This window comes from Gemmatimonas sp. (assembly GCF_041689975.1).
In the GTDB taxonomy this organism is placed as follows: Bacteria; Gemmatimonadota; Gemmatimonadetes; order Gemmatimonadales; family Gemmatimonadaceae; genus Gemmatimonas.
In genome coordinates this window covers 1-9217 of the sequence record NZ_JBDNFF010000390.1, presented here as the reverse complement: position 1 = coordinate 9217, position 9217 = coordinate 1, and the positions used below count along the sequence as shown (strand labels likewise).

18 protein-coding genes and 1 pseudogene are annotated in these 9217 nt (G+C 63.8%); 18 read left to right on the top strand and 1 reads right to left on the bottom strand.

Annotation, left to right across the window (positions count from 1 at the left end; genetic code table 11):
• From ACESNG_RS22535 to ACESNG_RS22460, 16 genes and pseudogenes are all read left to right on the top strand, one after another.
• Window positions 1-361, top strand: a 361-nt coding sequence (locus tag ACESNG_RS22535) for an AMP-binding enzyme (RefSeq protein WP_407944714.1), incomplete at its 5' end; no start/stop codon positions are given.
• Between the two features lie 10 nt (window positions 362-371).
• Entirely contained in the window at window positions 372-1166 is a 795-nt protein-coding gene (locus ACESNG_RS22530; protein WP_373070937.1) for an alpha/beta fold hydrolase, read from the top strand.
• Window positions 1167-1471: 305 nt separating this feature from the next.
• Window positions 1472-1621 (top strand): hypothetical protein, encoded by a 150-nt coding sequence (locus ACESNG_RS22525; protein WP_373060238.1) that lies wholly within the window; start codon window positions 1472-1474, stop codon window positions 1619-1621.
• On the top strand, window positions 1608-1868 hold the full coding sequence (locus ACESNG_RS22520; protein ID WP_373060240.1) for a type II toxin-antitoxin system RelE/ParE family toxin: 261 nt from the start codon (window positions 1608-1610) through the stop codon (window positions 1866-1868). Before ACESNG_RS22525 ends, ACESNG_RS22520 begins: the two co-directional genes overlap by 14 nt.
• A 43-nt stretch (window positions 1869-1911) precedes the next feature.
• Window positions 1912-2043 (top strand): hypothetical protein, encoded by a 132-nt coding sequence (locus ACESNG_RS22515; RefSeq protein WP_373060242.1) that lies wholly within the window; start codon window positions 1912-1914, stop codon window positions 2041-2043.
• Window positions 2044-2310: 267 nt separating this feature from the next.
• Complete coding sequence (locus ACESNG_RS22510; protein ID WP_373060244.1) at window positions 2311-2523, top strand: type II toxin-antitoxin system HicB family antitoxin; 213 nt, start codon at window positions 2311-2313, stop codon at window positions 2521-2523.
• A 718-nt stretch (window positions 2524-3241) separates the two neighbouring features.
• Window positions 3242-3538 (top strand): DUF6516 family protein, encoded by a 297-nt coding sequence (locus ACESNG_RS22505; protein ID WP_373070935.1) that lies wholly within the window; start codon window positions 3242-3244, stop codon window positions 3536-3538.
• Window positions 3519-3867: pseudogene (locus ACESNG_RS22500) on the top strand (DNA-binding protein). Before ACESNG_RS22505 ends, ACESNG_RS22500 begins: the two are co-directional and overlap by 20 nt.
• A gap of 69 nt (window positions 3868-3936) precedes the next feature.
• The gene (locus ACESNG_RS22495) at window positions 3937-4191 is read left to right on the top strand and encodes a type II toxin-antitoxin system Phd/YefM family antitoxin (protein WP_373060248.1); all 255 of its coding nucleotides are present in this window, start codon (window positions 3937-3939) and stop codon (window positions 4189-4191) included.
• Window positions 4188-4583 carry a type II toxin-antitoxin system VapC family toxin gene (locus tag ACESNG_RS22490; RefSeq protein ID WP_373060250.1) on the top strand — a complete coding sequence of 132 codons (396 nt, stop codon included), beginning with the start codon at window positions 4188-4190 and terminating at the stop codon, window positions 4581-4583. Before ACESNG_RS22495 ends, ACESNG_RS22490 begins: the two co-directional genes overlap by 4 nt.
• Window positions 4584-4705: 122 nt before the next feature.
• Window positions 4706-5305 (top strand): Uma2 family endonuclease, encoded by a 600-nt coding sequence (locus ACESNG_RS22485; protein ID WP_373070933.1) that lies wholly within the window; start codon window positions 4706-4708, stop codon window positions 5303-5305.
• Window positions 5306-5360: 55 nt separating this feature from the next.
• Entirely contained in the window at window positions 5361-5630 is a 270-nt protein-coding gene (locus ACESNG_RS22480) for a hypothetical protein (protein WP_373060254.1), read from the top strand.
• 6 nt (window positions 5631-5636) lie between these two features.
• Window positions 5637-5936, top strand: coding sequence for a protein kinase domain-containing protein (locus ACESNG_RS22475; protein ID WP_373060256.1), 300 nt, complete (start codon window positions 5637-5639; stop codon window positions 5934-5936).
• A 54-nt stretch (window positions 5937-5990) separates the two neighbouring features.
• The gene (locus tag ACESNG_RS22470; RefSeq protein ID WP_373060258.1) at window positions 5991-7151 is read left to right on the top strand and encodes a hypothetical protein; all 1161 of its coding nucleotides are present in this window, start codon (window positions 5991-5993) and stop codon (window positions 7149-7151) included.
• 135 nt (window positions 7152-7286) lie between these two features.
• Window positions 7287-7754: a hypothetical protein gene (locus ACESNG_RS22465; RefSeq protein ID WP_373060260.1), complete on the top strand. Its 468-nt coding sequence runs from the start codon at window positions 7287-7289 to the stop codon at window positions 7752-7754.
• 22 nt (window positions 7755-7776) lie between these two features.
• A complete protein-coding gene (locus ACESNG_RS22460) occupies window positions 7777-8313 on the top strand; it encodes a hypothetical protein (RefSeq protein ID WP_373060262.1) in 537 nt (178 codons plus the stop codon).
• Between the two features lie 28 nt (window positions 8314-8341).
• On the opposite strand, the gene ACESNG_RS22455 is transcribed toward ACESNG_RS22460, so the two are convergent.
• Window positions 8342-8689 (bottom strand): hypothetical protein, encoded by a 348-nt coding sequence (locus ACESNG_RS22455; protein WP_373060264.1) that lies wholly within the window; start codon window positions 8687-8689, stop codon window positions 8342-8344.
• A 33-nt stretch (window positions 8690-8722) separates the two neighbouring features.
• Here ACESNG_RS22455 and ACESNG_RS22450 point away from each other — a divergent pair, with 33 nt between their 5' ends.
• Together ACESNG_RS22450 and ACESNG_RS22445 are read left to right on the top strand one after the other, a co-directional pair.
• Window positions 8723-8935 (top strand): hypothetical protein, encoded by a 213-nt coding sequence (locus tag ACESNG_RS22450; protein ID WP_373060266.1) that lies wholly within the window; start codon window positions 8723-8725, stop codon window positions 8933-8935.
• A gap of 69 nt (window positions 8936-9004) precedes the next feature.
• Window positions 9005-9217 (top strand): hypothetical protein (locus tag ACESNG_RS22445; RefSeq protein WP_373070931.1); only part of this gene is annotated, 213 nt, incomplete at its 3' end.

Here is a 9217-nt window from a genome sequence, read left to right as displayed (position 1 = left end):
GATTCACCCCGACGGCTACCTCAAGGTGAAGGATCGCGGTAAAGACATCATCATCTCCGGTGGTGAGAACATCAGCTCACTCGAGGTGGAGGACGCACTGCATCGGCATCCCGCGGTGTTTGCGGCTGCGGTGGTCGCGCGCCCCGACGACAAGTGGGGTGAGACACCGTGCGCGTATGTCGAGCTCCAACCGGGGCACGAGGTCACGCAGCACGAGTTGATCGACCATTGCCGAGCCATTCTCGCGCACTACAAGGCGCCGACGGCCGTCGTGTTCGGGCCGCTGCCCAAAACGTCGACCGGGAAGATTCAGAAGTTCGTACTTCGCCAACGCGCCCACTCGGCGAGCGCCATCGCATGAGCGTACTCGCATGAGCGCTGGCGAGCGTGAACAGTACGGATTTCTGACGGCCGCGGATCGTCGACTCGAGTACCGATGGATCGAGCCCACCGCGCCGGATCGTCCCGCGCTGGTGTTCCTGCACGAAGGACTCGGTTCGATCGCGCAATGGAAAGCGTTCCCTGATGGCGTTGCAGAGGCGACGGGCTGTGGAGTCTTCATCTACTCGCGCTACGGCTTCGGACAGTCGGACCCGTTGGTCGAGCCTCGCCACGTCGACTACCTCTCGCACGAAGCGCTGGTGGTGCTGCCAGCGGTGCTCGCCGCGCGCGGCATCGTCGATCCGATCCTCATCGGACACAGCGACGGCGCGACGATTGCGCTGTTGTATGCGTCGGACCCACGATGGTCGACCCGCGCGATCGTGATCGAAGCACCACACGTATTCGTCGAGGACGCCGGACTGACGGAGATCGAACGCGCGCGTGATGCGTATCGCGACGGCGACCTACGACACAAACTCGGCAAGTATCACCGCGACGTGGACGCCATGTTCAACGGATGGGCCGAGACTTGGCTGCGCCCGGAATTCCGCGCGTGGAACATGGAATCGCGCTTACCTGGTGTGCGCTGTCCCGTGTTGCTCATTCAGGGCCTCGACGATCCCTACGGTACCATGACGCAGGTGGACGCCATCACACGCCAAGTGAGTGGCCCGATGCAAGTGGTGCTCCTGCCGGCGTGCGCGCATACGCCACACGTGGAGTGTGAGCGCGAGGTGCGCGAGGCGATGGTCGGATTCATCGCGGCGCACGGAACAGCATAGGAGTAATTGGCACGGCCAGCCTGCCACTCGCCGGCGCGTCCTGGCTTCCATCCGAAACAGTGGGGCGGCTTTGGGGGATGCTCGCGTATGCGCAGGGTACGCGTCTCAACGGTTGCGGGCATCAGTTGGCGCGACCTGGATCGGCTGTCCGCACAGATGGGCCGTTGAACGTCTAGCCGTTTTAGCAACTTGACGTCACATCAGCCATCTCGTACCGTCCGGTGTGTCCTCCCTCAAGCGCGCCACCGTCTATCTTCGACCCCAGCCTGCACCAGGCGCTGCGGGCAAAGGCGGCGTCCACCGACGTGAGCGTCTCTGACTTGGTCAACGCCGCCGTGCGGGCCAGCTTGGCCGAAGACGCCGATGATCTCGCGTCGTTCGAGGCGCGCCAGCGCGAACCGTCGCTCAGCTTCGAGGACGCCCTCAAGGACTTGAAGCGACGTGGGAAGCTGTAGCATCGAGATCAAGCGCTCGGCCGCCAAGGAATTGGCCGAGCTGCCCAAGCAGGACCGCCTCCGCGTCATGTCCCGCATCGAGCACGTGGCGCACGATCCGCGCCCGAGCGGTTCGGAAAAGCTGTCAGGGCAGGAGCGCTACCGCGTGCGTCAGGGAGACCTTCGGATTCTGTACGAGATTCACGACCGCGTGCTGGTCGTGATGGTGGTGCGTATCGGTCACCGACGCGAGGTGTATCGCCCGTGAGCAACGATGAACTCCACGTGCGCCGCATCGTGCAGGAGTTCGCATGAGTGACCGTCTGCGCGAGGCCGTCGTGCGCTTCACCGCCGATTGGCGGGAGTGTTCGCGAATACGCAGCAACGACAACATGTGGTTGTTCGCGTTGATCCGCGGTGATGCCGTTCTCGGCGACTGCTGACGAACCGCTTGATCGCGGATTGGCACAAATCTTCGCCGAAACAACGCAACGACACCCTATGCAGGCATTGCGCTGCTGGCCCACGCGTCGTCGCGCGACACCGGCCCTGAAAGGACAGGTCAGGGCGATCGCAATCGTATCTGGACAGTATTGCGGCTAGCCCTGCGTTCAAACGGGACTCGCCCAGAAGCGGGCGAGCCCCATAATTTTCCGTTTGAACCGTTCAAAAACCGATTCGGTATACTCACAGCTATCGAAGGTCCAGAGATGAAGCAGACGTTTACGGCGGTTGTAAAGCAAGACGCCAACTGGTGGATTGGCTGGGTCGAGGAAGTGCCTGGCGTCAACTATCAAGAGTCCACGCGTGAGGAACTCCTGGAGTCGTTGCGGGTGAGTCTTGCGGAAGCCATCGAGTTCAATCGAACGGAGGCCCGTAACGCCGCCGGTAAAAGCTACGAGGTACTTCCCATCACGGTATGAAACGCCGTGATCTTCTCCAGCACCTCACGGCTCCAGTTACGAACTATTGCGTGAGGGTGCGCGACATTCTTGGTGGCGCCATACAAGCATCGAGAAACGCAGCGCAATTCCGCGACACACTGAAATCAACAACCATCTTGCGAACAAAATCTGTCGCGACCTCGGCGTTGCTGAACTAGCGTGGTTTTAACCAGTCGTTCCACTGAACGGCCTTGGGTCGCCGCTGGGCTCCAATGTTCTCGAGAGTGCCGAGTTCGGCGCTGTTTTTTTCGCGATGAAGCCAAGCGGAATATCTCGAAGGTGTCCAGGTCCTGTCGTTCGACGATGCATTGTGCGAGGGAATGGGTTTCGCGCGTAGTGACGAGAAAATCCGGCTGGGTTTGGCGGAGCGCCTCTGCGTTCTCTGCCTGCTCTGTGCCTCTGCATTATCAGTTCCACTGCCCCGTGCGCACCGTACGCCGCGCACGACTCCCGGGGGGCGGCGACGAGCAGGCCGCTGAACCGATCACGCAGAGGACGCGGAGGACGCGGAGGACGCGGAGGCGCAGAGAACGCAGGGCGCCACGTGGTATTGCTACTTTTACGTCGCCGGAGCGTGCGAGCGCCTCGAGGACCGCCTTGCGGCGATAAAAGGGCTGATCGCGCGTGACGAACGGTCGCCGGACCTGCACCCGTTGGAGTAATTGAAACACACGCCATTGCTGGGACATTCTCCAACATGGGCGCCACGCTCCTTCTGCGCACACAGACCGTCTTTTCCGAAGACGCGTTCGACCAGATGGTCCAGTGGCGCGTCGCGAAGCCGCTGCCGGATTCGAGGCACTCGTTCAAGTACCGGCTGGCGTATGTGGTGGATCAGCAGTGCGTGCTGCGCTACGACAACGAAGCGGGGAAGGGTGATCATCGGCATCTCGGTACCGCTGAGCGACCGTATGGCTTCACGACGCCCGACAAACTCATTGCCGACTTTCAGGCGGATATCGAGAGGTGGAACGATGAAAACCGTAACGCTTGAAGTGCGCCCCGCGCGCGACGCGATGGCCGGCTTCGCGCAGACGTGGAAGCATGGTAAGGGCCGACACGTCGGCCCGCATCGTCTTCGATACGCCGGAACTGTTGTGGCGCGTACTCACCGCGAAGCGTTGGGAGCTGCTCAAGACGCTCTGTGGCGCCGGCCCCGTTTCCATTCGCGAGGCGGCGCGGCGCGTGGGTCGCGATGTGAAGGCCGTGCACGGCGACGTCACGGCGCTCCCCAACGCCGGCATTCTCGATCGGCATGAGAGCGGCGGTATCGTGTTCCCCTTCGAGGCGATTCAGGTGGACTTCACGTTGCGCAACGCGTAGCGATCACGTGAACGCCTCCCCTTAGCTTAGCCAAGTTGACCATGGTCGATGACCATGGTAGATTTTATCATGTCTACGAACCCCGTTCAGTCCATCGCGATCTCCGAGTTCAAGGCCACCTGCCTCGCTGTACTCGAACGCGTCCGTCGCACCGGCACGTCGGTGCTGGTCACGCGCCGTGGCGTGCCGGTGGCCGAGATCAACCCGCCGTCGGCCGCTGCGGTCGGCACGGATTGGATGGGCTCCATGAGTTCGAGCGGCACCATTGTCGGCGATCTCGTCGCGCCCATCGCCAGCGACGACTGGGAAGCGCTCGCGCCGTGAAGCTGCTCCTCGACACGCATATCTGGCTGTGGGCACTGCTCGATCCCGATCGGCTCTCGGCGTCCGTGCGCGCCGCGTTACAGTCCGGCGAGAACGAGCTGTGGTTGTCGCCCATCAGCGTGTGGGAAGCAACGCTGCTCGCCGAGCGGGGACGCGTGCGCGTAACGTCGGATGCCACAACGTGGGTGCGGCAACTGCTCGACGCAATGCCGCGACGCGAGGCGGCGATCACGAACGACATCGCGATCATGAGCCGGCAGCTCACGCTCACGCATCAGGATCCGGCCGATCGATTCCTGGCCGCGACGGCGTGCGTGATGGGTCTGACGCTGGTAACGGCCGACGAGCGACTGCTCGGGTGTACGGAGTACGACGTGCTGGCGAACCGATGACGCGTAGTGCCGGCGGCATGCGGAGACCAGCCGCGTACTTTCGGTGAAGGACGCGTACCCCGTCGGCGTTACCCTCGGCGGATGTTCGCCCCTTGCGCACACCCCGTCGCCGAGCCGACCGTATGGCTATGCCGCAGTGGCGTGCGCATCCGCAGGGCGAAGTACCGCCGCTCGCGGAACGCTCGATCTGGACGGTCGACGAGCTGGAGCAATTGCCCGACGACGGCAATCGCTACGAGACCTTGCACGGCGAGCTACTGGTGACCCCGCTGCCTCCGAATGGGCATCAGCGCGCCGCCGTCAACCTGATCATGGCGATCGGCGCGTGGTGTCGTGCGCACACCGGCTGGGCCGTTCGCGCGCTTGGCGGTGTCTACATCAGCCAGACCGTGTGGCTGGAGCCTGATCTTGTGGTGTATCCGGCGCCGCACGACACGAATCTCCCGTGGAAGGAGCTGCCCACGCCAGTGTTGGTAGTGGAAGTCGCGAGCCCGCATACGCGTAAGCGCGATCGTCATCGCAAACGTCCCGCGTACCTGTGGCACGGTGTTGGCGAGGTGTGGATCGTCGACGACACGGCACGCACGGTGGAACGATGGACCGCAGCGTCGGAGTTTCCCGTGACCATGCGCGACACGGTGTCATGGACGTCTGATGCCGCCCTGCCATCGATGGTGATCACCGCCGACGAACTTTTCGGACCCGCACCTGCGACAGGCTAGAGTTCCCTCGCGGGAATCAGAGTCGTACCTCCCCTCGACTCTTCCCACGGAGCCAGTGGCAGCCGACCTTCGCGCGCAATTGCAGGCCGATCTCCAAGCGACCTTTTCCCTCGAGCGCGAGCTGGGCGGGGGCGGTATGTCGCGCGTGTTTCTCGCCACCGAGACCGCGTTGGACCGACGGGTGGTCATCAAGACGGTCCCGGGTGACATGCTGGCGGCGGCGGCCGCCGAGCGGTTTCGTCGGGAGATTCTGACGGCGGCGCGCCTGTCGCACCCCAACATCGTGCCGGTGCTGGCCGCGGGTGATGCGGGCGGTGTGCCGTGATTCTCCATGCCGTGGGTGGAAGGTGCCTCGCTGCGTGAGCAACTGCAGCGCGGCGCGATGCCATTGGGTGCAGCGGTGGCCGTGCTGCGCGACGTCGCGCGCGCGCTCGCCGATGCGCATGCGCATGGGATCGCGCACCGGGACATCAAACCGGAGAATATCCTGCTCGCGCGCGGCGCGGCGGTGGTGACTGACTTCGGCGTGGCCGAAGCGTTGTCGGAGGCCACGCAGAACGGCGAAATGGCCGACGGCCTGACTGGTGTTGGCATGGCCATCGGCACGCCGGCCTACATGGCGCCCGAGTAGATCGCGGCCGATCCCGTACTCGATCACCGCGCGGATCTGTACGCGTGGGGATTGGTGGCGTACGAGACGCTGTCGGGACAGCGCGCATTTGCCGGGCTCAGTGGCTCGGCGCTGATCGCGGCGCAGATCGGTACCATGCCGCCGCCGCTGAAAAGCGTTGCGCCAAGTGTTCCGGCCGCGTTGTCGACGGTCGTCATGCAGTGTCTCGCCAAAAATCCGGCGGATCGACCACAACGTGCAGACGATATTGTTGCGGTGATGGAGTCGCTCAGTCGGTCGCAGGGCGCTGTAAACGCCGCCTCGGCCGCATCGCCAGCCGTGCGCGCGGGGAGTGCGTCGCGAGTACGGCGGATCGGTGTCATCGCAGCGGCAGTCGTGTTCATCGCCATCGCGGCCTTCATTTCGCGCGGCGCGGAAACTAGCGCGGCGATCGATCAACGTGCCATTGCCATTGCGCCGTTTCGCGTGGGTGGTGCGGCGCCTGCGGTCAAGAATGTGCGCGAAGGATTGGCCGACCTCATGGTACCGCAGCTCCAGAGCGTGCCCGGCACGCGCATGCTCGGCGTACGTCTCGTGATGGATCGCTGGCGCAGGGCGGCGGCTTCTGCCGATATGGACCTCGATGACGTGGGGGCGCTACGGGTCGCGAAGGACGCGGGGGCCGGGCAGCTGATCATCGGTGAGGCGGTCGGCAGCGCCGATCGACTCACCATTACCGCGCGATTGCTCGACGTCGCGAATGGGAACCAGATCGCGAAATCACAGGTGACCGGTCCGGCCGACAGTCTCGTGTCATCGGCCGCGCGACTGACCACGGAACTGCTCGCGCTGCGCGATGGCGCCACGCGCGATCGCGTGTGCACCGTGTTGAGTATGCGCCCGGAGGCGTTGACAGCGTGCCTCACCGGCGAAGGCGAGTATCGGCGTGGACGCTACGCCGCCGCCGCCAAGGCATTCGCCGACGCCTATGCCACCGATACCACGTTCGCGCTCGCGGCGCTGCGCGTTTCCAGCAGCAACGGATGGACTCCGGTGGATCCGATTCCTGGTGACTGGATCGATCGCGCGTGGCGCCATCGCAACCGCCTCACAGGCGCCGACTCGTTGCTGTTGAGCGCCATCACGGGCTCCACCTACCCTGTGCCCATGTCCAGACATGATCGCTATCGCGAGCTCGGTGAGCTGGCCACGCGAGCGAACAGTGCCGAGGTGTAATTTCAGTACGGCGACCAGCTGTTGCACGACGACGGCGCTGCGGCGGAGTCAAGCGTAACGGAGCGCTCCCTTCAAGCATTTCGGCGAGCCGAAGCGATTGATTCGAGCTTCGCACCGGCGCTGGAACATCAGTGGATGTTGTACGCGGCGCTCAAGGATTCGGCGGCGGCGTCGGCGGCCATGAAACCCCAGGCGTGGGTCGACTCCACTGGTGACAATTACGTCTTCACTGAACTCATGGCAGCAGGGAGCTCGGGTCGCCGTGTTCCCAAGGCCATGCTCGATGCGTTTCCGCGTGATCAGCTCTCACTGATGGCGATTATGTCCAGCGGCGCCGATGCGGAATACGGTGTGTCTCCGAACATGGCGCTCGCCGACTCGCTGTCGGTGCGTGCGAATCGTGCCGGCACTTCGGTGCCGTACCTCGAACGTCAGTTCGCATGGAATACCGGTCGTCCCTCGCGCGCCGGCGCCATGCGGAAGGAAGCCGGCACGCCCAAATCGATGAGCGACGACGTGCTGTCGGCCTTGACGTGGGACGGAGACTCCGTGGTGGCGCAGCGCGACCGGGCTTGGCGAGTGGTTGCGTGCGCATCCGAGTGACTCTCTCACGACGGATCGCGCAATGGCGCTGTTTCACGTAGGACTCTGGGCCTTCACTCGTGGCGATACGGCGACGGTAATGCGCACCCGTCAATCGTTGGCGGCGCTCAAGTCTCCCACAGGCAGATCTTGGCTACGTAACGAAAGCATCGTTTACGATGACATGCTTGGTGCATATCTCGCTGTCGCGCGCAAGAGCACCGATGCGCGCGCGCGTCTGGCACAATTGGATTCGATGCTTCGCAACGCACCGAGTCTCGATGATCGACTTAATACGTTGATGAACTCTCTGCTGGCGGATCTCTGGGAGCGCATCGACGATCCAGCACGCGCCTTGGCCGCGAATCGCCGCTTTCACGTGGGTTTGGAAATGGGGCGCTTGTCCTCGACCCGCATTCGCCGCGAGGCCCGCCTGCTGGAACGTCTCGATCGGCCACGCGAAGCCATTGTCGCGTGGCGCAGCGACGTCGCGTTGCGGGCCAACGCGGAGCCATCGCTACAGCCCGATCTAGCGCAGGCCAAGGCCAACCTCGCGCGGCTCGAGGTCAAGGTGCGGTAAGCGCGGCGCAAGTTGGGTGAAGGACGTGTCACGCCAGCGGATTCCACACCCGTGTGAATCCGAAGCCCTCGAAATCCTTCGTGTTGACGGTCGCGAACTCGACCACGCCCTGCTGCAAGAGCGTCAACGCCATGCGCCAATCGTACGCGCGTCGCCGCGCGAAGCCCTTCTCCCCCACGCGCGGCCAAAAGGCGTCGTGGAACTCGCGGCTGCGCTCGGGGAAGCCGATCACCTGCCAGCGCGGATGGTGGCGAAACGCCTGGACCACGTCGGTGGCCGCCGCGGCGCTGAGTGGCTTCATCAACACCGCCGGATTGCGCAACAACACGTACAGCTCCGCCCTGTGTGGACCAGTAGCGGACGTGAGCTGTATCATCGGGATGCTCGAGGAAAGCTCGTCGCCACGGCCATGACCCTCGCCTCAGTGAACCCGATCGGCGCCTCCACCACGCTCTTTGATGCGTCGCGCTATGCCATCGACCCCAACGCGCGGTCGTTCGATGTGTCGAACGACGGGCGATTCCTGTTCGTGAAGCCGCCGGCGAGCCTCAACTTCAACGTCATACTGAATTGGTGGAGTGAAGTGTCGCCGATGCCGGGCGCGGCGGGATCGCCGCCATGACCGGTCCGGTGGTAACAGCTAAAGTGCTGTGTGGGTTGCACTTAAGATCATAAGCACTTATATTGATATATGCTGCGCGCCATGACCACTGCTGAAGCAGGCCGCCTTGGCGGTCAGCGAAGTCGACGCCAACTGAGCGCCGAGCATGCTCGTGCCATGGTGAGCGTTCGAGAGGCGCGCAAAGCGTACCGTGCGCACTATCTCACCTGTTTCTGGTGGGCGCGACCCGACCTTGTTGTTCGAACTCAAGATGTCGCGTGGGTGGCCGACGGCCTGCGTAAG

Bases quoted from the DNA above. Each gene is read 5' to 3' on its own strand.
- ACESNG_RS22515 (WP_373060242.1), top strand. From the start codon at position 1,912: ATGAGTGACCGTCTGCGCGAGGCCGTCGTGCGCTTCACCGCCGATTGG.
- ACESNG_RS22455 (WP_373060264.1), bottom strand. From the start codon at position 8,689: ATGATACAGCTCACGTCCGCTACTGGTCCACACAGGGCGGAGCTGTAC.
- ACESNG_RS22495 (WP_373060248.1), top strand. From the start codon at position 3,937: ATGTCTACGAACCCCGTTCAGTCCATCGCGATCTCCGAGTTCAAGGCC.
- ACESNG_RS22460 (WP_373060262.1), top strand. From the start codon at position 7,777: ATGGCGCTGTTTCACGTAGGACTCTGGGCCTTCACTCGTGGCGATACG.
- ACESNG_RS22475 (WP_373060256.1), top strand. From the start codon at position 5,637: ATGCCGTGGGTGGAAGGTGCCTCGCTGCGTGAGCAACTGCAGCGCGGC.
- ACESNG_RS22465 (WP_373060260.1), top strand. From the start codon at position 7,287: ATGTTGTACGCGGCGCTCAAGGATTCGGCGGCGGCGTCGGCGGCCATG.
- ACESNG_RS22530 (WP_373070937.1), top strand. From the start codon at position 372: ATGAGCGCTGGCGAGCGTGAACAGTACGGATTTCTGACGGCCGCGGAT.
- ACESNG_RS22505 (WP_373070935.1), top strand. From the start codon at position 3,242: ATGGGCGCCACGCTCCTTCTGCGCACACAGACCGTCTTTTCCGAAGAC.
- ACESNG_RS22450 (WP_373060266.1), top strand. From the start codon at position 8,723: ATGACCCTCGCCTCAGTGAACCCGATCGGCGCCTCCACCACGCTCTTT.
- ACESNG_RS22485 (WP_373070933.1), top strand. From the start codon at position 4,706: ATGGCTATGCCGCAGTGGCGTGCGCATCCGCAGGGCGAAGTACCGCCG.
- ACESNG_RS22510 (WP_373060244.1), top strand. From the start codon at position 2,311: ATGAAGCAGACGTTTACGGCGGTTGTAAAGCAAGACGCCAACTGGTGG.